This is a genomic window from Nocardia mangyaensis, from assembly GCF_001886715.1.
GTDB classification, from domain to species: domain Bacteria; phylum Actinomycetota; class Actinomycetes; order Mycobacteriales; family Mycobacteriaceae; genus Nocardia; species Nocardia mangyaensis.
On record NZ_CP018082.1, the window covers coordinates 5,281,656 to 5,307,537 of the forward strand.

Sequence of the window (25,882 nt, forward strand, 5' to 3'; positions counted from 1 at the left end):
CGGAGCGGTGCCAACCTTGCCGGGGACAGTCTAGGGAGCGCAATGCGAACAGGCTGTTCCTAGCTACGCTCGCTGTCGCCGGATGTGCCGACGGTCGAGACCGACGATGGCCTACCAGCCGAATCCGTGACCAGCGTCGCGTTCCCGGTGGCTGTAGGAGTCGAACTTTTCAATGCCGTCGTTATCACCGGCGTATTCGGTGTAGCCGCCAGGTGTAGCGGCATCGATCGCGCTGGCGATGACCGATCCGACCGGGTCCGGTTCGTCGCCCGGTTCGACTGCATCGGAGGGTAGGGGTTCGGTCGCGCTGTACCGGTCAGGCTCGGGAGCGCTGAGGTCAGTGTCGGTGATTTCCAGGCGTGCCCAGAGCGCGGCAGCGGGCATTTCATCGGGGAGCGGGCGGGCGCCGGCGGCATCGGTGAGCTGGTCTTCTATGTCGAGGCCGGCTGCTGCGGCGGCGTCGATGTTGGTGGCGATGATCGGCCATGTGGGATCGGCGCTGATGCGGGGGTCGATGCGGTCGACGGTCGCGGCCCACCGGTGCTGCGGTAGGCGGGTGTTGCCGTCTACCTCAAGGATGCGGCGGTGCAACTGTTGTTGGTGCGCGCGTTCGATCGCGATGTATCGTGCGGGTCCGGTCGGGCGGGGGTCGGACTCCGCGACGTGCAATCCCGCACGCCAAATGGCTAGGTCGGCAACGAGTTCGGGATCGGTACCGAGCAAGGGGCGCGCCCATTTCGGGGCTGTAGCAGTGGTCCAGGCGCGGGCGGTATCGCTGATCTGCCTAGCGAGTTCGGCCACGATCCGTTCGCGCGCCTGCACGGGGGCGGTCTCTGTGTCGGCGGTGGGGGCCTCGGTAGGTAGTCCTGGTGTCCATGCCAACGGTCCGGATCCGGCCGAATGGTTGCCGGTGGGGTCCAGTCGCCAGTCCAGCACGGCGGCGGGATCTGTCACGGTGTCGAGTTCATGCGCGGCGATGGCGGTGCGCAGTTCGGTGACGGGGTCTGCCCCGGACAGGGCGAGCATGGCGAGGTGTTGGCGTAGGACCGAGTAGGCGGGGCTGTCGGTCAATCCTGGTAGGAGTTGTTCGGCGATGCGGTCGATGGTGTCGAGTCGTGGTGTTCCGATGGCATTTTCGGCGGTCATGCCGAGTGTGTCGAGGTAGATGTCTACCGCGCGTCCGATCCGGCGTGCGGGGTCGAGCGCGTCACGGAGTTCGGTGTGGGCGGAGGTACGCACCCCGTCGCGGTCCAACACGTGGTGCAGGTGTTCGACGGCGGTACGCGGGTAGTGCGCGGGCACGGTGTAGATATCGCCCTCGTCGCCGTCGAGCGCGGTCGCGATGTAGGCGTGGTTGGCCTGGCGTCCGCGTGTCATCGCGACATAGAACTGTTGGCGCGACTCGCGCCCGGACAGCGCGACGTGGCAGGAATCCGCGGTGATACCTTGCGCGGAATCGATGGTCGCGGCATAGCCCAGGTGCAAATGTTCGTGCACGTAGTCCCCCGGCAACCGCACCACCGCGTCGGTATCGCGACCCTGCACGCGCCGTGCGACGGTGACCGCGCCGTCGGAATGCACTTGCCGGATGGTCCAGGAGTAGCCGTTGCGCACCCAATCACGGGCACCGACGCGTAACCGGGGGTCGTTGCGGCGGGTACGCACGATGTCACCGGCTGAGGCCACCAACCTGTCAGCAAGGAACACATGCGGGTCGGGTACACCGGCAGCGGTGATCGCGGGAGCGGTGCGCGCGATCCTGTCCGCACGCGCGCGCACGTTCAACGCGGACACGATGTCGTGAGTCGGGGCCAACATCACCGCATCCCATCCGTGGGCGATGTCGGCGGCCCACGCTCGGTAGGCGTCGGCGTAGATAGTGCCGAGGTGTCCGGCGTGGATGCGGCCGTTGTCCAGATACCAGGCCAATGCGAGCGGGTCGCCCTGGCGTAGCCCTGTTGACGCCAACGCTTCGCCGCGATGAGCGAACCGCACAACCTCGGTCAAGGTCGGTGCTTGCTCGGGTGCGGCATGGGCCATGTCAGCATGGATGCCACCGGCATCGATCGCCGAGAGCTGCCGATCGTCACCGATGCACCGCACGGTCGCACCGCGTCCGCTCAGATACCGCAGCAATTGCAGGCGTTTGGTGGTCGGCAGGGTGACGTGTTCATCGACGATGACCAGCGTTGTCGCGTCGATGTCGAGGACCCATTGCGGCAGAAACGGCAGGTTCTCGCTGGCGTTGTCGGGGCGGTGGGCGTCGATGACGTGCAACAGTTTGTCCACGGTTTCGGCGCGGGTGCCGATCGAGTCGCCCAGCACGGACGCGGCGGCGGCTGTGGGTGCCATTCCGAGTACGGTTCCACCACCGGATTCCCACGCGGTGGCCAGGACTTGCATGGCGGTGGTTTTGCCGGTTCCGGCGGGGGCGTTGGCGGTGTGGACACGCATTCCGGCGCTGGCGAACGATTCGATCACCCGAATCTGGCCGGGGTTCAAGGGTCGGTCGGGGTGGGCGGTGTTGTATTCGTAGACCGCGCGCGAGACGAATCCGGGGTTCAGGATGACTCCGCCGGGCTCGACCGACAGCGCGATCAGTTCGGCTTCGGCGGCCAAGGTGGATTCGGTGGTGTAGATCTGGGAGTTCGCGCGGGTGTGGATCGGGGTGCCGTCGCGGCGACGTAACCACGCCGGGACCGCGCGTAGGTCGGGTTGCTCGGTGACGTCGGGGTCACCGCGTGCGACCGATGATGACGGCGATAATGCTTGTGTCAGTACTTTTTCGGTGGCGTCGGCCCATTCGGTGGGGGCGATGTTCCCGCGGATCTGGCGTTCCACTTCGGCCCGGAGGTTGAACTCACGCCAGGTCGCGCGCTTGTCCGAGACTGCCGCTAACGCTTGGTCGGCGAGGTGGGTGACGAACGCGCGATCTGGTGCCGGACGCGGCACGCGCGGGACACCGACGACACGGGCTTCGATGTTGTCCACCACGTCGATCCCGCCGAGCGCTGCGGCGGCATCGGCACGCCAGCTCGCCCGTTGTTCGGTGCGTGAACCCGGAGCGTGCTTGCGGGGACGGGTTTCCAGGGTCGCGCGTTGGCCGAGGTCGTGGACTTCGCTGGGGGTGGGTTCGCGCCCGAACGTGGTTTGAAACGCGGCGGTGAGAGTGTCGAGTCGGTCAGCGATCACGGCAGTACGCCGGGACCAATGGTGGATCAACGGCAGTGGGAAACCGACGATTTCGCGGACCCGGACTTGGTCGGGGGTTCGGTCGGTGCGGGTTTCGAACTGCACGTTCAGCGCGGTTTCTAGGTGGTGTTCGAGTCGGGTGTCATAGATTTCTGACACCGTGACCACCGCTTCATGGATCACGGTGCCGTTGACTGTGCGCCATTTGCCATCCGGTGTGCGGACCCGATTAGCGACCAGAACATGGGTGTGCAGGTCCGGGTCACCGGCGCGGGAATCACGGTGGTCGAACGTCGCGGCGATCGCGCCCTGCACGTCGACGTGTCGAACCCCGTTGCGACCCAACCGGGTGAACAGCGCATTGTTCTCCAACCACGACAACGCGTCGGCAATCGCGGCACGGTGGGCGGTCTCGATCGTACGCGCCAACTCGGGGGTCACGACTGCCCACAACCCCGACACACTCTTGACGGGACTGAACGTGAAGTCGAAACCGGCGACCGCTGTGCGGTCGGGGCGCGAATTCTTCGCGACCCATCCCGACAGTTCGCGCGGGTCCAACGGGGCACGTCCGTACTCGGTGGTGAACATTTCGGTTGCGATATCGGTGCGGATCTGCGCGCGAATCTGGTCGGGAATATGGGCGGTGACGCACTCGTCCACGCTGGTGTTGTAGTCGCGGTATGCCTGCGCGGTGGCAGCGGGGAACTCCGAAGTAGTCGAATAGACGGCGAACTTGTTGCCGAGTTTGGTTGCCTTCTCTGCCAACCGGGCGGCATAGGCGGGACGCACCCCTGCCGCAAGGTGGTGCGCTTTCACACGTTCGCGGACCTGGTCGGCGTTCGGGTGCATCCCGGCACCGAACAGAAACTTCATCTGATCTTCGGCGACTTCCGCACCGGGGGTGATCTCGAGGGCGGAAAGTCCGCTGCCGTGCCAGGTTCCGGGGGCTTCGCCGTGTTCGTTGTAATAGTCGGACAGCGATGCTCGCCCGCGCGCTGTGGTGTCGTTGGCGGCGGTGTTGCGCAGGTAGTACTCGTAGCCGTTGCCTGCGGCGACCTTGTGCATGGTCGCGACCATGCCTCCATGAGACACCCAAAACGAGCGAATTCAAGGCGATCTGGTCTGTGAATCCTTGCCGCAGATAGCGTTTCCGCAGGACGTTATTAACTCGTTACCCTGAGATGAAAGATGTCTGAATGTGAAGGAGGGGAAAATAGGGGTAGGGGGTATATGTGGGTGAGGGTGAGTTTAGTTGTGTGGGTGCGGCATTGATGGGGTGGGGGTGGGATGTGTTGCGGGGGTATGGGTGTGAGTGAGATGCGTTGAGTACCGATGGGATGGGGTCGGTAGGGGTGAGGTGATGAATCCGGCGCGCCGCTGGGACCAGCGCGCCGGGCGACCGTGAACGCGTCGGCCGGGACACCGTTGATCAACAGGCACTCAATGTGGCGGGCCGCCGACGATCCACACGCAAATTTCCCGGTCGCCTAGGCGAGGTCTGCGACCAGTTCGGTGATGGACTTTCGGCGACCTGTGAAGAAGGGCGTTTCCTCACGAACGTGCATGCGGGTTTCCGAGCCACGCAGATCGCGCATGAGGTCGACGGGCGAGGAACGCCGGGATGTGGGAGCGGTTGAACTCTGCGGGGCGGTGTATCGCCATGTTGGACCAGACCGGGACCAGTGCGCGGCCGAGCTTGGTGCGGCGGAACAGGTTGTAGGCATCCTGGAGTTGGTCGCTGTTTGCAGCGTGCCACCAGATCATGAGGTCAGCGTCGGCACGTAGACCGGACACGTCGTAGGTGCCGCGAATGGTCACGTCCTTGGAGGCGAGCTCGTCGAACAGCGTTTGGACTTCTTCGGCGTAACCTGCGCGGTGCTCGGGGAGTACATCTCGTAGCTTGAACACAGACCACAGGGCGTATCGGATCACCTCGTTGAGGTTCTTTGCGACCTTGCCCTTGTTGGGAATCCTGCCGGGGGTAGCGGCGTCGTCACTCATCGTTCCTATTCTGGTGGCACGGATGGTGGACTATCCACTGGGGTAGGCGGATTCGATCCCGGACGGGCACAGACCACAGCGACAGCGTGCGCTACGACAAAGCGACACCTTCAGCCTGAGGTGATGAATCCGGCACCGGGCGGACCCGCGCGCGAGCGGCGGCACCGACCGGGTGAACCACCGGTACCGCGATTTGCATACTTGCCGCCCTCCGACCACCAGGCACACTGGAAGGTGGAAGAGCCACAAGATCAGGGGACACACCGACAACCGAAAAGGAACGCGATGTCCCACAACAGAAAAGTTCGTCCACACACCGGCCGGTCCGGTGTCTCTCAGTCCGGCCGATCTGACGAGCAGGCCACGCCGGTCTCCGACTCCGACCCCGTCACATCCACAGCGCGGGGCAACGGCAACAGCCCACGCGAACAAACATCATCGCCCGCCGACAATCCGGCACCCCCGGCACCGGCCGACAGTGCGGCCACCGATGGCACCGACTCCGGTACCGCAGCGCACAACAACACCGATAGGCGCGGACCCGCGCTGATCGGACCGACCAGCGAAGCCACCCGCCGCTGGGTCGCCGAAAGCCGAATGCGGCAAGGGCTATCGCCTCGCATCACAGATCCCGTCGTGCTCGATTCACTGGCGCTGTTCCTGCGCAACGCGATCGACTCCCTCGACCGCGACCGGCGACGCCGCGACGACACCTGAGGCCGGTCACAACGGACGCCACACGATTTCGACTGAGGACTTGTCGAACCGCCACACGCGTCCGTTCTGGTCTTCCCACTTCGCGGCGTAGATGTTCGCGGGCCGCACGATCACTTTCTCGATCACGCGGGCGGCGGCTTCGTGCCGCCAGCGCGACCCTTTGGTGGTCCATGCCTTGCGCAGCTCGCCCGGTGTGGAACCGATGTCGGCCAACACCGCCAGCGCCTGACTCGAGCGCAACGAATCCTGCTCGGCCCGCAAGGTCTTCAAGCTGGCTTTGAGTCCGGTGATCGTGCGGTCGATGACGCGCAAGTCGAACTCGTCACCGGCACCGGTCAATACCTCGGTGCGGCGGTCGGCCTCGGCGTCCAAGTTTCCTGCGGTAGTTTCGATCCGTTTCTGTAGTGCGGCGATCTGTTCGGCGTTGTCGTTGCCGCGATCCAACCGGGCGAGGATGTCGGGGTTCTCGTATTCAGCGATCACCGCTTGCCCGACGAACGTTTCCAACGCGTCCGCGTCGCGGAACACCCGCCCGCACGCGCACGCGACGTTGAACCCGTCCTTGGAACGGCACCCGTAGCGGCGCTGAACCGCCGGGGGCCCGGTCTTACGCTTGCGTTCCAATGCTGAGCCGACCAACCATCCCCCGCAGTACTGCCCCGGCCGGTCAGTGCCTTCTTTCCACGTGCCGCCGCATTCGGCCAACCCGGTCATCCAATACTCACCGTTGCGTTGGCGTGGCCGCTCGGGGTTCTTGGACCGGCGGTGCGCGGTCACTGCCGCGCGCATCGCGTCATGCTCGGCGCGAGTGAAGATCGCGGGCCACTGCCCACGATGACGGGTACCGCTGCGCTCGTGGAAGCGAATGCCGTTGCCTTCGGGGTTGTTCAGGCACTCGCAACGATCACCGTTGGCGTCGGTGTGCTCGCCCAGGTCGTAAGCCACATACGCTTCCAACAGCAGCAAGTGAGACAACTTGCCCACCCGCCACCGATCACCCTCCGACGTTGTCACCCCGCGCGCGTTCCAGTCGGTAATGATCGCGGTCTGCGTCTCACCGTTGATCAGCCGGTCACGGCCTTCGCGCAACACCGCGACTTCCTCGTCACGCAATGCGCACCGGTCCAGGATCTCGTCCCCGGTGATCGGGTGCGTGCCCGCGACTTTCCCGTAGCCGAAACGGCGCGAGCCGCCCTGCATGACACCTTTGGCGGCTTCCTCGCTCATCCGCTCCAACAAATTTTCGGTGTTGACTTCGCGGTACTCGACCGCCTCGGCGACGGCGACCATGAAATTCTTGCGGCCCGCACCAGTGGTCAGGTCATAGTCGGTGGCGTTGACGAAGCAGTACCGCACACCCTCATCACGTCCGAGCTTCATCAACTCGTTGCCCAGGTCGTAGTCACGGGTCAACCGGGACACATCACGAGCAAGAACAACTTTGGCCGGTCCACCGGCCACCAACCCCAGCACTTCCCGCAAGGCAGGCCGGTCCGCGTCGGCACCGGACATGTCGTTGTCACAGAAGATCCGCGCCAACGGCAGCTTCTTGCGCTTGGCGTGCTTGACCTGATTTTTGGCCTGTAGGTGCACGCCTTCGGCGCGGTCCTTCTCGTCACGGGAGATACGCACGTAGCCATACACCCATTGAGCAGGGTCGATGTCGGCAACAGCGACGGCTAGAGCCGCATTGATCTCGGTAAGCCAAACGGGCTCTACCTGGGTCTTTGTCTTCGATCGCGTCATGACTCAATTCTCCCAAGAGGAGTGCATAAGCACTACCTTTCGGGGGTCAGCGTCGAGTACCTCACCCGGCTCGAACAAGGCCGCGATCGCAGGCCCTCACCGCCGGTGCTGTCCGCGCTGGCCGAGGCCCTGCGGCTGGCCTCGAGCGAACGAATCCACCTGCACCGGTTGACCAAGTCCGCCGACAGCGGGTTCAGCTGTATGGGTGGCGCGCAGCCCAACCGCACCGTGCGGCCCACCGTGCGGGCCATGCTCGATCGGTTCGAGCCCGGCGCCGCGCTGGTGGTCAACAACATCCGCGAGGTGCTGGCCTACACCGACGGCTACCACCGGTTGATGGCGGATTCGGGGCTCTTCGACGAACCGGAACCCGACCTGGCCACCTATCTGCTCACCGATCCGCGGGCACGCACCGTGTTCCCCGACTGGTCGCACGTCGCCGACGAACTGGTCGCGGCATTCAAGCAGGGCCCTTTTCGCGCCGATCCCTACATCGCCCACCGCGCCGACGAGCTGACCGTGGTGGCCGGGGCCGAGTTCACCGAGCGGGTCGAGCGGGTGCCGAGCCTGCCCGCCGCGACCGGCATCGTCCGGCTGGCCCATCCCAGCGCCGGTCCGTTGCGGCTGGCGTTCGAAACACTCGACCTGCCCGCCGACGACGACCAGCAGCTCATCGTCTACCTGCCCGCCGACGACGCCACCGCGGCCGCGCTGGACGGCCTGGCCGGTCGTCGTCGCGGCGGGCTCCGGTCGATCACCGGCTGAGTTCGCGTCGCGCGGTTTCACCGCCGCCGAGCCCGACCGGTAACCTAGGACATCGTGCATCCTGACGTTATCGCCGACCTCGCCGAACTCGACACCACGCTCAAGACGGTCGAGTCGGTCCTCGATGTCGAGGAGTTACGCCGACGCATCGACGAGCTCGAGCATCAGGCCGCCGACCCCGAGCTCTGGAACAACCAGGACCACGCCCAGCAGGTGACCAGCGAGCTCTCGCACGCACAGAGCGAACTGCGCCGGGTGGAGGAACTGCGCCAGCGGCTCGAGGACCTGCCGGTGCTCTACGAACTGGCCGAGGCCGAAGAGGGCGCCGCCGAGGCGGAGGCCACCGCCGACGCCGATGCCGAGCGGGCCGCGCTGCGCATCGACATCGAGGCGATGGAAGTGCGCACCCTGCTCTCCGGTGAGTACGACAAGCGTGACGCGCTGGTCAACATTCGTTCCGGCGCCGGTGGCGTCGACGCCGCCGACTGGGCGATGATGCTGATGCGCATGTACATCCGCTGGGCCGAGCGGCACAAGTACTCCGTGGAGGTCTACGACACCTCCTACGCCGAGGAGGCGGGCATCAAGAGCGCCACCTTCGCGGTGAAGTCGCCCTATGCCTACGGCACCCTCTCGGTCGAGATGGGCACCCATCGCCTGGTGCGGATCAGCCCGTTCGACAACCAGGGCCGCCGCCAGACCTCCTTCGCCGAGGTGGAGGTGCTGCCGGTGGTGGAGACCACCGACCACATCGAGATCCCCGACGGCGATGTCCGCGTCGACGTGTACCGCTCCTCGGGCCCCGGTGGCCAGTCGGTCAACACCACCGACTCGGCGGTGCGCCTGACCCACATCCCCACCGGCATCGTGGTGACCTGCCAGAACGAGAAGTCGCAGCTGCAGAACAAGATCTCGGCCATGCGCGTGCTGCAGGCCAAGCTGCTCGAGCGCAAGCGCCAGGAGGAGCGCGCTCAGATGGACGCGCTCAAGACCAACGAGGGCGCGTCGTGGGGCAATCAGATGCGTTCCTACGTGCTGCATCCGTACCAGATGGTCAAGGATCTGCGCACCAACCATGAGGTCAACAACCCCTCGGCGGTGCTCGACGGCGACATCGACGGCTTCATCGAATCCGGAATCCGTTGGCGCATGCGGGATCAGGCCGAGGCGTAGCCACCTGTTCGCTCCTCCCGGAGCGTTCCGGGCACGTTTGACCTGGCACTGTGACCGCGCTGTAACCTTTCTGGTGTGTGTTCGAACGAACCGGAACAGTGCCACCGCCAGCCCCGACCCCGCTCTGCCGGGTCGGCGCGGTGAACGACGTCCTCGCGATCAGCGCCGGGTCCGAGGTCACCGCCTGGCTTCGCTCGAGCGGCCTGGAAATCGTCCTGCTGGTGATCGGCGCGATGCTGTTCGGCCGGTTGGCCGCGTTCATCCGCGACCGGGTGACCAGCAAGATCGACTCGGGTTTCCAGTCCAGCGACGCCCTGGTCCGCACCGAGGCGGCCAAGCATCGGCACGCGCTGGCGCAGGTGGTCACCTGGGTGGTGTTGACCATCGTCTACGTGCTGGTCGGCATGGAGGTGCTGCAGCGGCTCGGCTTCGCGGTAACGGGGCTGGTGGCGCCCGCGGCGGTGCTCGGCGCCGCCCTCGGTTTCGGCGCGCAGCGCATCGTCCAGGACATCCTGGCCGGGTTCTTCCTGATCACCGAGCGGCAGTACGGCTTCGGTGACGTGGTGCAGATCGCGGTCGTCGGCGGCGGCGACCCGGCCGAGGGCACCGTCGAGGATGTGACCCTGCGCATCACCACGCTGCGCAATTCCGACGGTGAGGTGATCACCGTCCCCAACGGGCAGATCGTGAAGGTCATCAACCTGTCCAAGGACTGGGCGCGCGCCGCGATCGACGTACCGGTCTCGGCGCAGGCCGACATCACCAGGATCAACGAGGTCCTGCACCAGGTGTGCACCGAGGCATATCAGGACCCCCGGCTCGAACCGCTGCTGCTCGACGAGCCTTCGGTGATGGGTGTGGAAGGTCTCTCGCTTGCCGAGATGAACATCCGGATGGTTGCCCGCACATTGCCGGGCAAGCAATTCGAGGTGGGCCGTGAGCTGCGAGTCCGGGTGGCCGCGGCCCTGCGGAAGGAAGGAATCAGTGAAACCACGTAAGTCCACAGCGATCCTGATGGCTGCCTGGGTGTCCACGTTCGTCGTCTACGTGTTCGTCAAGCCCGCCGATCCGGCGGCCACCGGGCCCTCGACGCTACTCAATGCCGTGCCCACCTGGGTCGATCCCCAACCGTAGGTCCGGTCCGCGCCTCGCCGGTGTGCTCGGGGCCCGCTGAGCGGCCTGGTCGCTGGCTAGACTGGCTCCCCGTGATCACCATGCGCAACGTCACCAAGTCGTACAAGACGTCGACGAGGCCGGCGCTGGACAATGTTTCCGTCGAGGTGGACAAGGGCGAGTTCGTCTTCATCATCGGTCCGTCCGGCTCGGGCAAGTCGACGTTCATGCGACTGCTGCTCAAGGAGGAGGCGCCGACCTCCGGGGAGATCCGGGTGGCCGATTTCCGGGTCGACCGGTTGCCGGGGCGCAAGGTGCCGAAGTTGCGGCAGCGGATCGGCTGCGTGTTCCAGGACTTCCGGTTGCTGCAGCAGAAGACCGTGGAGCAGAACGTGGCGTTCGCGCTGGAGGTGATCGGCAAGCGACGCCAGTTCATCGAGCGCACGGTGCCCGAGGTACTCGACATGGTCGGGCTCGGCGGCAAAGGCAATCGGTTGCCCTCGGAGCTGTCCGGTGGTGAGCAGCAGCGGGTGGCGATCGCGCGCGCGTTCGTCAACCGGCCGCTGGTGCTGCTGGCCGACGAACCGACCGGCAACCTCGATCCCGAGACCAGCGCCGACATCATGGCGCTGCTCGAACGCATCAACCGTGTCGGCACCACGGTGCTGATGGCCACCCACGACAACCACATCGTCGACTCGATGCGCAGGCGGGTGGTGGAACTCGACCACGGCAGACTCGTGCGCGACGAGGCGACCGGGGTCTACGGGGTGGGGCGATAATGCGACTGAGTTTCCTGTTCACCGAGGTCGTCGACGGCCTGCGCCGCAATCTCACGATGACCATCGCGATGATCCTGACCACCGCGGTCTCGCTGATGATGCTCGGCGGCGGCATGCTGTCGGTGCGGATGGCCGACAAGACCGAGAACTTCTTCATCGGTCGCCTCGAGGTGCGTTTCTACCTCGACGAGTCCGTCTCCACCACCGATCCCGACTGCGCCGCCGAGCCGTGCGCGGGTCTGCTGGCCGACCTCAAGCAGACCTCGGGCGTGGAGAGCGTGCAGTTCCTCAACCGCGCCGACGCGCTGGAAGAAGCCAAGGAACTGTTCGCCGACCAGCCGGAGATGGTGCAGTACATCGCCGATTCGCCGCTGCCCGCCTCGCTGCGGGTGAAGATGACCGATGCCGATCAGTACCAGCACATCTACGACAGTTTCGCGACGCGCGACGGGGTGCGGATCGTCGCCAACGACAAGGAGTTCGTGGATCGGTTGGTGAGCCTGTTCGACGGGTTGCGCAATGCCGCGTTCGGCCTGGCGTTGGTGATGGCGCTCGCGGCGATGCTGCTGGTGTTGAACATGGTGCAGATCGCCGCCTTCACCCGGCGCACGGAAGTCGGGATCATGCGCCTGGTCGGCGCGACGCGCTGGTATACCCAGCTGCCGTTCCTGCTCGAGGCGGTGGCGGCGGCGTTCGTCGGATCGGTGCTGGCGGTGCTCGGCCTGGTGATCGCGCGTCCGCTGGTGATCGACCGGGCGCTGGGCCCGCTGTTCGACAGCAACGTGTTCCCGCGAATCACCGGTGACGACATCGCGGTGGTGGCATTGACGATCGCGCCCATCGGCGTCGTCTTCGCGGCGGTCACCGCCTATCTCACGTTGCGGTTCTACGTGCGGGAGTGACGGGCTTCTGGCCGGGTCGTCATCCCACGCCTCGACTTGGACCGTTGACCACCACGCTCTGGCGGCGTTCGCTTCTCGGGCGATGCCGCCGCTGGTGCGTGGTGATCAACGGTCCATTCGGCGATCCGGTGGGTTCCGGGGCACCCTCGAGTCCTGGCAGCCATAACGAATCGGGATCGATCGCCGCCCGTCGATCGGGCGAGCGCGATGGCTGATCGGGCCAACCCCAGTCCAGTCGACGACCAGCTGTGAGGAAGTACAGCTCATCGCGGTGACAGCCGTACCGGGCCGAGGTCACCAGCAGAATGAGGGGCGGCGACCGGTGCGAAGATGGTCGCTTGTCCAGCGCGACACGGTTTCGACGATTATGCTGGCGATCATTGCACTTCTTACTCCAGAGTAAGATAGTCTTACCGAGGAGTAAGATAGCTGGGGACGCAACCGCCCCGACAGCCGAGGAAATCAGGTGATGATGAGCACTCGAGACAGCGCGACGAAGCGACGTCCGAACGACACGTCCGCGGTCGGCCTCAGCCAGCCCAAGCGGGACTGGATGGGCGCCGCCATGCGCGCTTTGACGACCATTACCGGGTCGGAGCTCGCCGAGAAGTACAACTTGCGCAAGCCGATCGAGCGAGTCACCTACGAGGGCACCAAGACCGGGTTCCGCACGCTGGGCGCGGCCACCCGGACCTTCGCCAAGGTGACCGGCGGCGGTCAGCCCAAGCGGCTGCCCGACAACGAGGCCAAGACCAAGGACTTCTTCGACCTCACCCCGTCGGACGAGCAGCAGATGATCGTCGAGACGGTGAAGGACTTCGCGGGTGAGATCCTGCGTCCGGCCGCCTACGACGCCGACAATGCCGCCAAGGCTCCGCGCGATCTGCTCGAACGTGCCGCCGAGCTCGGCATCACGTTGATCAATGTGCCCGAGGAGCTCGAAGGCGCGGCGTCCGAGCGTGGCGCCGTCACCAACGCCCTGGTGGCCGAGGCTCTTTCCTACGGTGACATGGGTCTGGCGCTGCCGATCCTGGCGCCCAGCGGCGTGGCCGTCGCGCTCTCGCAGTGGGGCACCGACGCCCAGCAGAAGACCTATCTGCCCGCCTTCACCGGCGAGAACGTGCCGCAGGCGTCCGTGGTGATCAACGAACCGCGCGCCCTGTTCGACCCGTTCGCCCTGCAGACCAAGGCCACCCGCTCCCCCAGTGGCTACCGCCTCAGCGGCGTGAAGAGCCTGGTCCCGGCCGCCGCCGACGCCGAGCTGTTCGTCGTGGCCGCCGAACTCGACGGTCGTCCGGCGCTGTTCCTGGTCGAATCCGATACCGCCGGGCTGTCGGTGGAAGCCGATCCGAGCATGGGCCTGCGTGCCGCGGGCCTGGGCCGGCTGATTCTGGACAACGTGGCCGTCGGCACCGACGCCGTGCTCGGCGACGGTGACGCCAAGGCGCGCGCCGCCGAGTACGCCGACGCCGTGCAGCTGGCCCGCCTCGGCTGGGCCTCGCTGGCGATCGGCACCGGCCAGTCGGTGCTCGACTACGTGATCCCCTACGTCAACGAGCGCGAGGCGTTCGGCGAGCCCATCTCGCACCGCCAGGCGGTGGCGTTCATGGTCGCCAACATCGCCATCGAGCTCGACGGTCTCCGCCTCGTGACCCTGCGGGGCGCCTCACGCGCGGAGCAGGGTCTGTCGTTCGCCCGCGAGGCGGCACTGGCGCGCAAGCTGGCCACCGACAAGGGCATGCAGATCGGCCTGGACGGCGTGCAGCTGCTCGGCGGCCACGGCTTCACCAAGGAACACCCGGTCGAGCGCTGGTACCGCGACCTTCGTGCCATCGGCGTCGCCGAGGGCATCGTGCTCGTGTAATTGGCGCGCTGGCGCGCGCGGATTCGCGGCCCTGACGGGCCTTGATTCTTCCCTCCTCCGCTCAGTCGCTTCGCTCCATCGCTCCGTCAGTCCAGAATCAAGGCGGGCCGCGAATCGGCTATCTCTCCTAGGAGAACCCTTACATGATCAATCTCGAACTCCCCAAGAAGCTGAAGGCGAGCGCCAACCAGGCCCACCAGGTCGCCGCCCAGATCTTCCGTCCCATCTCCCGCAAGTACGACCTCGCCGAACACGCCTACCCGGTCGAGCTCGACACCATGGCCGCCATGGTGGAGGGCCTGGCCGATTCCGGCACGCAGAAGATCGGCGGCGCCGCGGGTGGCCGCAATGACGAGGCGGGCACCGACCTGCTCGCCAATGCCAACGGCGGCAACATGTCCGCGCTGCTCAACGCACTGGAGACCTCCTGGGGCGATGTCGGCCTGATGCTGACCATCCCCTACCAGGGTCTGGGCAATGCGGCGATCGCCGCGGTCGCCACCGACGAGCAGCTCGAGCGCTTCGGCAAGGTGTGGGCCGCGATGGCCATCACCGAGCCGTCCTTCGGTTCGGACTCCGCCGCCGTCACCACCACCGCCGTGCTCGACGGCGACGAGTGGGTCCTCAACGGCGAGAAGATCTTCGTCACCTGTGGTGAGCGCGCCACCCACATCGTGGTGTGGGCCTCGGTCGACAAGAAGCTCGGTCGCGCGGCGATCAAGTCCTTCGTCGTTCCGCGCGACGCTCCGGGTCTGTCGGTGGCGCGGCTCGAGCACAAGCTCGGCATCAAGGCCTCCGACACCGCGGTGCTGCTGCTGCAGGACTGCCGGATTCCCGCCGACAACATTCTCGGTTCGCCGGAAGTCAACGTGGAGAAGGGCTTTGCCGGGGTCATGCAGACCTTCGACAACACCCGTCCCCTCGTCGCGGCCATGGCCGTCGGTGTCGCTCGTGCGGCGCTCGAGGAACTGCGCACCATCCTCACCGACGCCGGTGTCGAGATCTCCTACGACACCCCCGCGATCAACCAGCACGCCGCGGCCGCGGAATTCCTGCGCCTGGAAGCCGATTACGAGTCGGCCTACCTGCTGTCGCTGCGCGCCGCGTGGATGGCCGACAACAAGAAGCCCAACTCGCTCGAGGCTTCCATGTCCAAGGCCAAGGCGGGCCGCACCGGCACCGACGTCACCCTCAAGGCCGTCGAACTCGCCGGCACCGTGGGCTATTCCCAGCGCCTGCTCCTGGAGAAGTGGGGCCGCGACTCCAAGATCCTCGACATCTTCGAGGGCACCCAGCAGATCCAGCAGCTGATCGTGGCTCGCCGTGTGCTCGGAAAGTCCAGCGCTGAACTGAAGTGAGCTGGTAGACAACGAATCCGGTGCGAGTCGACCTTCTGACTCGCACCGGATTTCTTGTTTCCGAGAACCTTCCGATTCGGATTCGCGGTCACTCAGGCCGCTTCCAGGCCGTCTTCGGAGGGAAGCTCCCAGAGGTGGGCCGAATCGTCGACGGCCTGGCGGGCGCGCTCGTGGCTCGACGACAGCAGGTGCGTATACACCCGCAGGGTGAAGCCGGGGTCTTCGTGACCGAGGTAGTCGGCGAGCTCCTTCACCGAGACACCGCGCGCGAGCAGTTTCGAGGCATAGAGATGACGGAGGCCCGTGTGCATGCCGTCTGCCCGATTGACGTACACAAGATCCGCTTTGCTGAACGCTGGCCTCCACACGATCTTGTCAAGGGCGCCTGCGGCGGCGCGTGCGCGCCGCCGCCGCGCTACGACGCGCACCCCACGCTGGTAAGGCGCCGCCTGGGCGCGTCGGCACGTCGGCGACGAGCACGCGCTATCGGCAGACGTCGGAGCTCCTGACAGCTCGGACAGCATCGACCCGAGCGCGTTGACGAGGGCCAGGAGCATCCCCGTCAGAATTGCTGAACGGAATTCCCGAGCCCGAATCGGCAAACACCCTGCCCGGTCGACGGCCACCAGCGCACCGAGTCGCATACGTACTGCCGCACGACTTCGTCGCTTGCCTCGTAGGACCAGCCTGCCGAACCCGTGCAGGTGGTTATCGTGCCGTCACCGGTCCCAGCCGAAAAGGCCGGCATAGTTCCCGATCGCCTTGGCCGGTCACCGGGTGCGAGTGAATTGCTGAACGGAATCCGCGGTGAGGTCGGTGGTATCGCGACCGGTGGCCGCGTGGCCCTGTTCTGGGTTGGCCTGCATTGTGATCCCGCGCCCCTCACACCTCAAGGGCGCCGATGGCGTCAGCTTCGCTGATTGCTGAGCAACCCTTGACCTGTGAGCCTCTGCGCGTGAACGGCAGGCCGTATCGGGCAGGCGGTGAGCCAGCCCCGAGGTGTGCACCCCAACCCAGAGCAGGGCCAGAAAGGCCAGGACCCCCAGCGCGATTGCGTCCGGGGGTCCTGGTTTGTGAATGCGCTACTTGCGCTACTTGCGCTTCTTACCGGCGTCATTGCGCTTTTCACGCCACCGGCCGTCGTTGTTGCGGTCGCGTTCTTTCTCGCCGCCGCCCTGCTTGGGGACCTGAGGTGGCTTGCTCATTGCCTGCCCCTACCGCGCGGGCTTCACGGTAACCGTGCGGACCACTCGTGTGATCCGAACGGGAACGCGAACAGTGCGGGTAGTGCGGGTGGTACGAACCGTCTTGCGCAAAGGCATGATCGGCTCCCTTCTTGCAGGCCAGACCATCCGACAGGCGGCGTCGCATATGACGAAACAGCCCTCAAGGTGTATGGTCTCGCTTGCATGCCCTGTCAAAGTATGCAGCGAGACCAGCCTTACGTCGGATACTCATCCATGTGAGGCTGGTCGTTTTTGTGCGACCATGCCTGGCTTCGTCACAGACACTACTCCTAGTGGCGGACACTTCGGCTGACCACAACCCGTGGTAATCACTCGGTGTACTTCATATCGGAAAGATTTCCGACAAAGTCCCAGCTAGATCGTTTGCCGGTGTATCACAGATATGATCTTAGTCACATCTTCTGACCTGGGGGGATTCGGGTACGAGTTGCTGTCTTGACCTCTGGCGGACCATTTTTAAAACTGGCCCCCGATTCCCGCTCGAGTCAAAATAATCCACCAGAAGCCCATATGGGCATCGTTACCCCGCTGCGGGCTAAGGTCGAGTATTTGCGGACTGTTAGCTAGATCGAGACGTTGAAACTGGTAGTTGTATATTCACGAAATACGTGGTATTAGCGGTCGGTTTCTGGTTGATCGACGCGGTGCCGTCAGCGCATCGCCGGAGGGCTGTTAGGTGGACAAAGGTTGTCACGCCGTTGTCACAAGTGGTGCGGACGACCCCGGACGCGACGAGACCCCCGGCGGAAGTATTTCGCCACTTCGCATAGGGGTGCGGACGTCAGCAGATCGTCAGCGGACACGAGCTTTTCGACTCGTAATCTAGCGGGCACAGTGTCACGACGTCGCCCAGACACTCTCCTGCTGGGGCGGCCTGATGGATCCAGGGCAAGTACCACTGCGGCGAGCATCAAGGCCAGGCAGGTTGCTGAACGAAAATTCTCTCCGCGGTCGCGATCGAGCCGTCGGCTAACGGCCGAGCTAGATCGCTGTGGTCCGGTCCAACACGCTGACACTCAGCAGCCGACCAGAGGAGGGAACACCCCCGCTCTTTCGGCGTTCAGCCGGACCAGTTGGTTGGCCAGCCGCTAATGTGCTGCAAGACAACCTAACCGAGATAGATTCATGGCGACATACGCCGACTCACTGACTTGCATCGACAGCAGGGCAGGACGACTTCATCCGTTGCATAGCCACCATCACATAGTTCGTCAACCTTCGAAACTATACGACCACCCGGGGGCCTAGTGCCTCGTCAAGCAACCTTCGGTAGGTAATCCGGTCGCCGGATCTTGGAGTTGACGGCGAAGTCCCGCTTGGGTCGGGCGTGCTGGTTGTACCAGCGGATGTAGGCACCGATCGCGGCGTCCTGTTCACCATGGCTGCGGTGATCGGTGCCGTTGAGCGCGAAGTAGCGCAGCGCCGCGAACTCGGACTCGATCCAGTTCAACCACGATGAATACGTCGGCAAGAACACCAACTCCACATCATGATCGGCGGCCCAGTCCCGGACCTCGGCCCGCTTGTGCGGGGAGAAGTTGTCGGCGATGACGTAGAGCCTCTCACCTGGCCACCGGGCTCGCAGCGACTTCAGCAACCCGAGAAACTCCTGCCACCGCTTCCGGTCCCGGATCCGGTAATGGATCTTCCCCGTCGCCAGATCCAGGGCACCGAGCAGGTGCCGAACACCCTGAGTGCGGTGATATGTCGCCCGCAACCGTCTCGGCTTACGCCGCGGAAACCAGCCTCGACCAGCACGAGGTTGCAGGTTCAACGGCCCGAACTCATCGACACAGACCACCCGCCCGTCAGCAGGCCGGTGGTCGTAGAGGTCGAGGATGCGGTCCATCTTGGTGGCGAACTCGGGATCGGTGCCGGCTTTCCAGGTCTTGACCGCCTGCCACGACACACCCTCGGCCTTCAAGAGCTTGCGCAGAGTCTCACGACTGATCTCAGCGATGTTGTTGGTGGCCAACACTTCTCGGAGTTTCGACAAGCTCCAGGCCGAGAACGGCCAGCCGAGGTCTCGCGGGCAGCACCGGGCGATACAGGCAATGCGTTCACGCGTTGCCCGGTCCACCTTGCTCGGTCTGCCCGCGCTCCATTTTGGGTCCAACGCGTCGAACCCCCGCTCGTTGAAGTCGTGGATCACTTGCCGCACATAGGCTTCGCTGACCTGCATCAACCTCGCGATCGCGGGGACCGGCTGGCGGTGCGCCGAGGCCATCACCACGATCGCACGCCGCATCCTGATCGGTTGTTTGCTCGTCTTCGTGATCTTCTGCAGTCGGCGGCCCTCGTCCGGGGTCACTTCTCGCACAAACACTTCCGGTTTCCTGGCCACCGGCACCACCTCCACCGGGGAGCATCACCGGTCACAGGCGCGCGATCAACTCGACACCCGGTTACCAGGGCAACCTTCCTGGACGAGGCACTAGATGCCAGACCAAGAGATCCCGCCAACTGAAGATGCTACCGAGGCAAACGATGAGCTAAGACCGCCAACGTCAGAGATCGCTCGAAGCGATGGACCGCGCACCTCGGTCGAGCAGTCTGAAGGCGGTCGCCGTAACCGTCCAGCGCTTTGGAGATCCCGAAGGTCTCGACAAATCCTCAGCAGAAGGCAACGGGCGGGCACCATGACACAAAGTGTGGATGGCACCAGCATCGGCGGCAGCCTGACAATAATCAACGACAACTCGGGCACCCTGAACATAATCAATGGCCCGGACGGCGAAGCTGCCGAAATTAAGCGAATATTCGTTGATGCGCTTCGCGACCGCAGTATTTTCATTGAGAAGATGCACCGACAAGCCCTTCAACAGGCCAATTTGAACTATGTCATCTATACCATTTTCGCCGTATTTGGTGGTGTGGCTGTACTTGCGGCTGCAGCGTTGGCGCTCGTCGATAGAACTAATACCGTGCAATCAATTTCCTTAGTCTCCGGCCTCGGGGGTATCCTTGTGGGAACCTGCGGTGCCGCATTGGCGTACCGGGCAGACCAGGCCCGCAAGCATTTAGCGGCACAGGGCGAAAAGGTTCACGAAGAGATTCGAATGGAACGGCGATTGGCCGAGGCCGCAGGCCTAGTTGCCGGTATAAAAAATCCGGAGCTAGGCGACCAGGCCCGCATTTCACTAGCGTTGCGTATCCTGAACGAGGGAAACGCCCCTGGAGATACCGCCGAAACGCAGCGCGATACCGATCCGACGTGAATCCTCACGACGTATAGCACCCCAGCATCCTCGTGGCCCGATTATCTGATCTCACTCGGCCGTGTCAAGGGAAAGGACGCCTGAAGGACCTTCGACCGCAGGACCGCAGCGAGACCAGAACGGGACCACCCGCTACGAACGATGCCGAACAACCCCATGTCACCGTCGATCGACGCACAACCGAAAATCACTCGTGGCTTGGGGTTTCGGCCACCGGCTGAACTGGGGGTCAGGTGACATTGCTCGCGGTTGGACCTACATTGCCCAGTTCGATCATCGCCGGACTTCCATCGTCATCGTTGCAGCCCCAAGCGAACCCGTGGATCTCCTCAGCGCTAGCCTCCATCGCCCTCCGCTGAATCAGCCGAAACTCAGCTTCGCGGGCCTCATCGAACTTGTCCTCGTACGCAATGACCCATACGGCGCCGCCTGTTGCCAACGAGATGCGCCCGACGTCGCCGATGTGTTCTTTCACCGTGAGTGTTTCCCGATCCGGCGCACCGATCAAGACAACAAACCGGAGGGACCTTCCTGCTCCCGGAGTCGGAAACCACCGAACCAAGTTCAGGCGTCGTTCGCCAAACGATGCAACTAGCGAGCAATGCGGAACGGTGATCGTCGCCCCTAGTCGCCACCCGAGAGCGCACTCATCAGTGTGATCCCACCTTGAGATGACGCGGTCCTCACCAGCCGGAAGGCGCGTCGCGGCTGCTTCTTTCGTCAACGCCATCCGCCACTTCGCTGGATGCAGGCTTAGCTTCAGATCTTTCATTCCCATTCGTGGCGCGATGTAGACGTCACCTGACTTTTCGCCTACTACAGTCCACGACCGCGAGCGCAGGCCATCAGGGCTGCCCACTGCCCACCGGATTGCTCCACTGCCCTCTATGACCTGAACTTCGGGTGGAATCAGCACGGCAGGCACACTATCGGCGGGACGCTTGACCCGGACGTCCTGGTCCGGACTCCCGCCTTGCCAGGCCGCCCACAGGCCGTCAGAGGTCAAAAATCCACCAGAAACGCCGAGAAGCATCGAGATGGATACGGGCAGCCCAAGGCCGTTGTTCAACCGTTTCTCCAGGTTGCCGGCACCTCGCCGCAAGATCCTCGACATCTTCGAGGGCACCCAGCAGATCCAGCAGCTGATCGTGGCTCGCCGCGTGCTCGGAAAGTCCAGCGCTGAACTGAAGTGACCGCTCTGCGGCAGAACGCGCCGCCCCGATCGCCGTACAGCGATCGGGGCGGTTGTGTGTCCGGGGTCGTTGCCTCCGCTCTCGGGGAGGGACACGACCTTTCGCTTCGCGGCGACGCGTTCAGCCGAGCGTGAAAAATCGCCCGTGGCACCATCGCGGCTGACAAGCTGAGGCGCATGGAAGATCTACGGGATGCCGAGCATCGGCTACAGGCCGCACAGCTCGCCGGCGATGTCGATGCGTTGGATCAGCTGTTGGACGATCGCCTGCTCTTCACCCTCGGCGGTGATGTCTACACCAAGGCCGACGACTTGGCGCTCCATCGCTCAGGGGCACAGGTGTTGACGAAGCTGGTCGAGGAGGACCTGACCGTGCTCGCCGACGGATCCACCGGGGTGACCTGGTTCCTCGGCACCGTCGAGGGCAGCGCGCAGGGCACGCCGTTCGCTGCCAGGATGCGCTACACCCGGACCTGGCTGCACGATGAGGTCCATGGCTGGCGGATCATCGCCGCGCACGCGGGCGTCGCCTGACGCGGGCCGTCCACGCCGGTCACGGTCCCGACGGTCCGTTCCGGGGGTCGAACAGGCCAGCAGTCATGTGGCGGTGGTGTTCGGTGCGTCACGGTGCTCACCCAGACCGGTCCGGTCTGTCATCACCTGCACGACGCGTGGGAGGCCGTCGTGGCCTCGCTGTCGGCGGCCGAGCAGTAGGTCAGAGGCGGGTGTGGTCGTCGGCGTCGAGCCGGCGGTCGAGTCGGTGCGGGTCGACATCGAGCAGCTTGCGGTCCCAGTGGGCGAGGTCGGCGGCCGCGGCGTAGGTGGACTGCAGGAACTCGAGCAACGTCGCGTCGGGGTCGTCGGCGGCACGGACCACCTCGTAGGGCAGCACGAATTCGCCCAGATCAGCGTCCCAGTGGGCGCTCTCGGGGGTGACCGGGTGCTCGGAATACCCTTCGGGGGCGGGGTAGCTGTAGGCGTAGAAGGTTCCTTCGGCCCCGCCAGGCCAGAAGCCCGCGCTGGCGCATTCGCGCGAATACCCTTCCTCCATCACCCAATTCGCGCAGTTCGGTGCGCCGCCGGGGTGCGGTGGCGCGGTGCGGCCGGAGAAGCGGGTGCAGGCGAGGTCGAACGCGCCCCAGAACACGTGCACCGGACTGGATTTCCCGGCGAAGCCCGCGCGCCAGAGCTGGAAGACCCGATTGATCTGCACGAGCTGCTGCCAGAACTGCGCGGCGGCCTGCGCGTCATAGGAGTGATGAGTGGTGTCGCGGGCGAACGGGATCGCCGTTTCGACCTCGTTGGGCGTGGCCTCGATGTCGAGGACGATGTCGAGCCGGCCGAGCGTCTCGCCGACCGCGGCGTAGAAATCGGCGACCGTGCGCGGTCGCAACGCCACTGTGGCGCGACGGCCGTCGCTGGTGCGCAGGACGAGTTCGTGGTCGACGAAGTCGAATTCGATGTCGAGCAGGCGCCCGTCGACGGGGATGGCGCCGGTGCTCAGCCCGCGTGCGCTCACCGCGAATGTCACGTTCCACCAGTGGTTGACCAGCGGCGTCCCCGCCATCTTCAGCTTGCCGACGATCTGGGTCCACATGTGCAGGGTGTCGCGGGTATCGGTCCAGGAATCGACGGTCAGTGCGGGCCAGATCGCCTTGGCGGGGGTCAGTCGGGTCATCGCAACGCTCACTCTCTCGGCGCGGGGCCGGTTCGGTCGGGTCCGTTGAGCAACCGGGACATGGCATCGATGCCCTCGGTGAACACGTCGCGGCGATCTCGCTGCCCGCAGGAGGTGAGCAGCCGGACGTAGTCGGCGGCGGCCTTGTCGATGCGCGCGGCCAGGCCACCCGATTCCCAGGCGCCGAAGTCGTCGGTGGCGGCGTAGACACCGGTGGGCGAGATGATCGCGTGCAGGTACGAGAACATCGGGCGCATCGCGTGTTCGAGCACCAGCGAGTGCCGGTCGGTGCCGCCGGTGGCCGCGATGAGCACGGGCATGTCGGTCAGCGATTCCTCGGGCAGCACGTCGAAGAAGGATTTGAACAGTCCGCTGTAGGAGGCGTTGAAGGCGGGGGTCACCGCGATCAGCCCGTCGGCGCCGGCGACCGCGTCGAAGGCCGCCTCGAGGTCGGTGCTCGGGAATCCGGTGAGCATCGCGTCCATGATCGCGCGGCCGTGGCGGCGCAGGTCGACCATCGTCACCTCGACCGGCCGCTCCCTCAGCGCGGCCTCGACGCCCGCGGTGAGCCGGTCGGCGAGCAGCCGGGTCGAGGATGGTTCACGCAGGCCACCGCTGACCACGGCGAGTCTCGTCACGACTGTGCCTCCTCGGTCTCGGCCCGCCGCGCCGCGGCGACCTGGGTGGCGTGGGTGGGCGCGTCGGGCACATCGACGGGTCTGCCGACCGCGAACTCCTTGCGCAGCACCGGAATCACGTGCTCGCCGAGCAGGTCGAGCTGTTCGAGCACGGTTTTCAGCGGCAACCCAGCATGGTCGACGAGGAACAGTTGACGCTGATAGTCGCCCACGTAGTCACGGAAGCTCAGCGTCTTGTCGATCACCTCTTGGGGCGAACCGACTGTCAGCGGCGTCTGCGCGGTGAACTCCTCGAGCGAGGGCCCGTGCCCGTAGACCGGCGCGTTGTCGAAGTAGGGCCGGAACTCGCGGACCGCGTCCTGACTGTTGGGCCGCACGAACACCTGTCCACCGAGGCCGACGATGGCCTGCTCCGGGGTGCCGTGCCCGTAGTGGGTGAAGCGCTCCCGGAACAGCGCGACCATGCGCTCGGTGTGCGAGGACGGCCAGAAGATGTGATTGGCGAAGAAGCCGTCGCCGTAGAAGGCGGCCAGCTCGGCAACCTCGGGGGTGCGGATGGCGGCGTGCCAGACGAACGGCGCGACCTCGTCGAGCGGTCGCGGCGCCAGGGTGAAGCCCTGCAGGGGCGTGCGGTACTTGCCGCTCCAGTCCACGACCTCCGAATCCCACAGCGCGCGCAGCAATTCGTAGTTCTCCACCGTCAGCGAAATGGCCGCGCGGATGTCCTTGCCGAACCACGGGTAGACCGGGCCGGTGTTGCCGCGGCCGAGCATGATGTCGACCCGGCCCTCGGCCAGATGCTGCAGCACGCTGAAGTCCTCGGCGATCTTGACCGGGTCGTTGGTGGTGATCAGCGTGGTCGAGGTCGACAGGATCAGCCGCTCGGTGCGGCCCGCGAGGAAGCCGAGCAGCGTGGTCGGTGAGGACGGCACGAACGGCGGATTGTGGTGCTCGCCGGTGGCGAAGACGTCCAAGCCGACCTCTTCGGCCTTCTGCGCGATCGCGACGGTCGCGATGATCCGCTCGTGTTCGGTGGGATCGCGACCGGTGGTGGGATCCGACGTGACATCACCGACGGTGAATATTCCGAACTGCATCCCGCTCATGCGTTGCCCCGCTCACTCAGAGCCAGTGGACCCGGCTGACTGGTCGATCGTTCGGAGTGTCCCGCGACGACCCATCGTACGTCGGGGCAGCTCACTCCCGCAGCACGCGAGTCGGGACCACTGTACAGTTGTCTGGGACCGCGAGTCTCATATAATGTGCGACGCGCGCCACACGAAGGAGACATCGCCGATGCTGTCGACAGCCCCCAAGAACACCGCCACCGATCCCGAGTACCACGAGATCCTGCGCAGCCTGTCCGAAGGCTCGGTGAACCGCCACTTCGATCCCTACGTCGACATCGACTGGGACGCCCCCGAATTCGCCGTGCACTCCGACGATCCGCGCTGGATCATGCCCGACGAGGACCCACTGGGCCGGCACCCTTGGTACAAGGCCCAGTCGATCGACCGCCAGATCGCGATCGGCATGTGGCGCCAGGCCGGCATCGCCAAGGTGGGCCTGGACTTCGAACAGCTGCTCATCCGCGGTCTCATGCAGTACCTGATCTCGGTGCCCAACGGCGATCCGGAATTCCGCTACATCACCCACGAGGCTGCCGAAGAGTGCAACCACACGATGATGTTCCAGGAGATGATCAACCGCATCGGCTACCACGATGTCGTGGGCATGGGCACCATCGATCGCAAGCTGACGATGATCATCTGGCCGGCGGTGAAGTATTTCCCCGAGTTGTTCTTCACGATGATCCTGGGCGGTGAGGAGCCGATCGACCACCTGCAGAAGTCGCTGCTGCGCGGCGGGGTCGACCTGCATCCGATGGTGCAGCGCGTGATGCAGATCCACGTGGCCGAGGAGGCCCGCCACATCTCCTTCGCGCACGAGTACCTGCGGCGCAACGTGCCGGGGATGAACGTGGTCACCAAAACCGCGCTGTCGGTGCTGTTCCCGATCGCGATGCGGATCATGCTCGACATGATCATGACCCCGCCCAAGGAATTCGTGGCGAAGTTCGACATCCCCGCCGAGGTCATGCGCGACGCCTACTGGCGCAGCCCGCAATCGCAGCTCACCATGCGCAACATCTTCGGTGACGTGCGCGCGCTGGCCACCACCAGCGGGATGATTAACCCGGTCGCCAAGCTCACCTGGCGCCTGCTCGGCATCGATGGTCCGGTCACCCGGTACCGCAGCGAACCGGCTCGCAAGGCCGCCTGATCCAGCGAGC

The 25,882-nt window shown here is 65.1% G+C and carries 20 protein-coding genes and 2 pseudogenes; 13 read left to right on the top strand and 9 right to left on the bottom strand.

From position 1 onward, the window contains the following. Positions 1-111: 111 nt before the first annotated feature. Together mobF and BOX37_RS24085 are read right to left on the bottom strand one after the other, a co-directional pair. Positions 112-4,272, bottom strand: coding sequence for a MobF family relaxase (gene mobF, locus BOX37_RS24080; RefSeq protein WP_071929620.1), 4,161 nt, complete (start codon positions 4,270-4,272; stop codon positions 112-114). A gap of 410 nt (positions 4,273-4,682) precedes the next feature. Further along, positions 4,683-5,196: pseudogene (locus BOX37_RS24085) on the bottom strand (chlorite dismutase family protein). A gap of 285 nt (positions 5,197-5,481) precedes the next feature. Here BOX37_RS24085 and BOX37_RS24090 point away from each other — a divergent pair. Continuing rightward, on the top strand, positions 5,482-5,913 hold the full coding sequence (locus BOX37_RS24090; RefSeq protein ID WP_071929621.1) for a hypothetical protein: 432 nt from the start codon (positions 5,482-5,484) through the stop codon (positions 5,911-5,913). Positions 5,914-5,919: 6 nt separating this feature from the next. On the opposite strand, the gene BOX37_RS24095 is transcribed toward BOX37_RS24090, so the two are convergent. Further along, positions 5,920-7,659 (bottom strand): recombinase family protein, encoded by a 1,740-nt coding sequence (locus BOX37_RS24095; protein ID WP_084760040.1) that lies wholly within the window; start codon positions 7,657-7,659, stop codon positions 5,920-5,922. A gap of 21 nt (positions 7,660-7,680) precedes the next feature. Between BOX37_RS24095 and BOX37_RS24100 the strand changes: the two genes are divergently transcribed. From BOX37_RS24100 to BOX37_RS24130, 8 genes are all read left to right on the top strand, one after another. Next, on the top strand, positions 7,681-8,424 hold the full coding sequence (locus BOX37_RS24100) for a helix-turn-helix transcriptional regulator (protein ID WP_240505034.1): 744 nt from the start codon (positions 7,681-7,683) through the stop codon (positions 8,422-8,424). A 54-nt stretch (positions 8,425-8,478) separates the two neighbouring features. Next, positions 8,479-9,597, top strand: coding sequence for a peptide chain release factor 2 (gene prfB / locus BOX37_RS24105; RefSeq protein ID WP_071929624.1), 1,119 nt, complete (start codon positions 8,479-8,481; stop codon positions 9,595-9,597). 140 nt (positions 9,598-9,737) lie between these two features. Next, positions 9,738-10,595: a mechanosensitive ion channel family protein gene (locus tag BOX37_RS24110; protein ID WP_071931831.1), complete on the top strand. Its 858-nt coding sequence runs from the start codon at positions 9,738-9,740 to the stop codon at positions 10,593-10,595. After that, entirely contained in the window at positions 10,582-10,731 is a 150-nt protein-coding gene (locus BOX37_RS34295) for an Rv3103c transmembrane domain-containing protein (RefSeq protein ID WP_156910520.1), read from the top strand. The genes BOX37_RS24110 and BOX37_RS34295 overlap by 14 nt, the downstream gene beginning before the upstream one ends. 71 nt (positions 10,732-10,802) lie before the next feature. After that, positions 10,803-11,492: a cell division ATP-binding protein FtsE gene (ftsE, locus tag BOX37_RS24115; protein ID WP_071929625.1), complete on the top strand. Its 690-nt coding sequence runs from the start codon at positions 10,803-10,805 to the stop codon at positions 11,490-11,492. After that, a complete protein-coding gene (gene ftsX, locus BOX37_RS24120) occupies positions 11,492-12,394 on the top strand; it encodes a permease-like cell division protein FtsX (protein WP_071929626.1) in 903 nt (300 codons plus the stop codon). The genes ftsE and ftsX overlap by 1 nt, the downstream gene beginning before the upstream one ends. A 469-nt stretch (positions 12,395-12,863) precedes the next feature. Continuing rightward, positions 12,864-14,258: an acyl-CoA dehydrogenase family protein gene (locus BOX37_RS24125; protein WP_071929627.1), complete on the top strand. Its 1,395-nt coding sequence runs from the start codon at positions 12,864-12,866 to the stop codon at positions 14,256-14,258. Between the two features lie 143 nt (positions 14,259-14,401). Continuing rightward, complete coding sequence (locus BOX37_RS24130) at positions 14,402-15,616, top strand: acyl-CoA dehydrogenase family protein (RefSeq protein ID WP_071929628.1); 1,215 nt, start codon at positions 14,402-14,404, stop codon at positions 15,614-15,616. Between the two features lie 92 nt (positions 15,617-15,708). Here BOX37_RS24130 and BOX37_RS33450 read toward each other — a convergent pair whose 3' ends face one another. Beyond that, positions 15,709-16,173, bottom strand: coding sequence for a tyrosine-type recombinase/integrase (locus BOX37_RS33450; protein WP_240505035.1), 465 nt, complete (start codon positions 16,171-16,173; stop codon positions 15,709-15,711). A 1,945-nt stretch (positions 16,174-18,118) separates the two neighbouring features. Then, the gene (locus BOX37_RS24140; RefSeq protein ID WP_240504908.1) at positions 18,119-19,183 is read right to left on the bottom strand and encodes an IS630 family transposase; all 1,065 of its coding nucleotides are present in this window, start codon (positions 19,181-19,183) and stop codon (positions 18,119-18,121) included. Between the two features lie 331 nt (positions 19,184-19,514). Between BOX37_RS24140 and BOX37_RS34300 the strand changes: the two genes are divergently transcribed. Next, positions 19,515-20,081, top strand: coding sequence for a TRADD-N-associated membrane domain-containing protein (locus BOX37_RS34300; protein WP_156910521.1), 567 nt, complete (start codon positions 19,515-19,517; stop codon positions 20,079-20,081). A gap of 229 nt (positions 20,082-20,310) precedes the next feature. Here BOX37_RS34300 and BOX37_RS34305 read toward each other — a convergent pair whose 3' ends face one another. Continuing rightward, positions 20,311-21,150: a hypothetical protein gene (locus BOX37_RS34305; protein WP_156910522.1), complete on the bottom strand. Its 840-nt coding sequence runs from the start codon at positions 21,148-21,150 to the stop codon at positions 20,311-20,313. Here BOX37_RS34305 and BOX37_RS36260 point away from each other — a divergent pair. Both BOX37_RS36260 and BOX37_RS24150 read left to right on the top strand, forming a co-directional pair. Beyond that, positions 21,131-21,274: pseudogene (locus tag BOX37_RS36260) on the top strand (acyl-CoA dehydrogenase family protein); the annotation flags it as partial. The gene BOX37_RS34305 and the pseudogene BOX37_RS36260 overlap by 20 nt on opposite strands. A 176-nt stretch (positions 21,275-21,450) precedes the next feature. Further along, positions 21,451-21,807, top strand: a complete 357-nt coding sequence (locus tag BOX37_RS24150; RefSeq protein ID WP_071929630.1) for a nuclear transport factor 2 family protein — start codon at positions 21,451-21,453, stop codon at positions 21,805-21,807. Between the two features lie 181 nt (positions 21,808-21,988). Here the strand turns inward: BOX37_RS24150 and BOX37_RS24155 are convergent, their stop codons facing one another. Genes BOX37_RS24155 through BOX37_RS24165 form a run of 3 tightly spaced genes read right to left on the bottom strand, consistent with a single transcriptional unit; the run spans position 21,989 to position 24,686 of the window. Beyond that, the gene (locus tag BOX37_RS24155; RefSeq protein WP_071929631.1) at positions 21,989-22,951 is read right to left on the bottom strand and encodes a DUF5996 family protein; all 963 of its coding nucleotides are present in this window, start codon (positions 22,949-22,951) and stop codon (positions 21,989-21,991) included. Between the two features lie 8 nt (positions 22,952-22,959). After that, positions 22,960-23,589: an FMN reductase gene (locus BOX37_RS24160; protein WP_071929632.1), complete on the bottom strand. Its 630-nt coding sequence runs from the start codon at positions 23,587-23,589 to the stop codon at positions 22,960-22,962. Beyond that, complete coding sequence (locus BOX37_RS24165; RefSeq protein ID WP_071931832.1) at positions 23,586-24,686, bottom strand: LLM class flavin-dependent oxidoreductase; 1,101 nt, start codon at positions 24,684-24,686, stop codon at positions 23,586-23,588. Before BOX37_RS24165 ends, BOX37_RS24160 begins: the two co-directional genes overlap by 4 nt. A 199-nt stretch (positions 24,687-24,885) precedes the next feature. On the opposite strand from BOX37_RS24165, the gene BOX37_RS24170 reads away from it, so the two are divergent. After that, complete coding sequence (locus BOX37_RS24170) at positions 24,886-25,872, top strand: AurF N-oxygenase family protein (RefSeq protein ID WP_071929633.1); 987 nt, start codon at positions 24,886-24,888, stop codon at positions 25,870-25,872. Positions 25,873-25,882 lie beyond the last annotated feature (10 nt).

What these genes read in the sequence shown, in the direction of transcription:
- mobF (WP_071929620.1), bottom strand. Translation starts at nt 4,272, where the DNA reads ATGGTCGCGACCATGCACAAGGTCGCCGCAGGCAACGGCTACGAGTAC.
- BOX37_RS24090 (WP_071929621.1), top strand. Translation starts at nt 5,482, where the DNA reads ATGTCCCACAACAGAAAAGTTCGTCCACACACCGGCCGGTCCGGTGTC.
- BOX37_RS24095 (WP_084760040.1), bottom strand. Translation starts at nt 7,659, where the DNA reads ATGACGCGATCGAAGACAAAGACCCAGGTAGAGCCCGTTTGGCTTACC.
- ftsX (WP_071929626.1), top strand. Translation starts at nt 11,492, where the DNA reads ATGCGACTGAGTTTCCTGTTCACCGAGGTCGTCGACGGCCTGCGCCGC.
- BOX37_RS24125 (WP_071929627.1), top strand. Translation starts at nt 12,864, where the DNA reads ATGATGAGCACTCGAGACAGCGCGACGAAGCGACGTCCGAACGACACG.
- BOX37_RS24130 (WP_071929628.1), top strand. Translation starts at nt 14,402, where the DNA reads ATGATCAATCTCGAACTCCCCAAGAAGCTGAAGGCGAGCGCCAACCAG.
- BOX37_RS33450 (WP_240505035.1), bottom strand. Translation starts at nt 16,173, where the DNA reads ATGCTCCTGGCCCTCGTCAACGCGCTCGGGTCGATGCTGTCCGAGCTG.
- BOX37_RS24150 (WP_071929630.1), top strand. Translation starts at nt 21,451, where the DNA reads ATGGAAGATCTACGGGATGCCGAGCATCGGCTACAGGCCGCACAGCTC.
- BOX37_RS24155 (WP_071929631.1), bottom strand. Translation starts at nt 22,951, where the DNA reads ATGACCCGACTGACCCCCGCCAAGGCGATCTGGCCCGCACTGACCGTC.
- BOX37_RS24165 (WP_071931832.1), bottom strand. Translation starts at nt 24,686, where the DNA reads ATGCAGTTCGGAATATTCACCGTCGGTGATGTCACGTCGGATCCCACC.
- BOX37_RS24170 (WP_071929633.1), top strand. Translation starts at nt 24,886, where the DNA reads ATGCTGTCGACAGCCCCCAAGAACACCGCCACCGATCCCGAGTACCAC.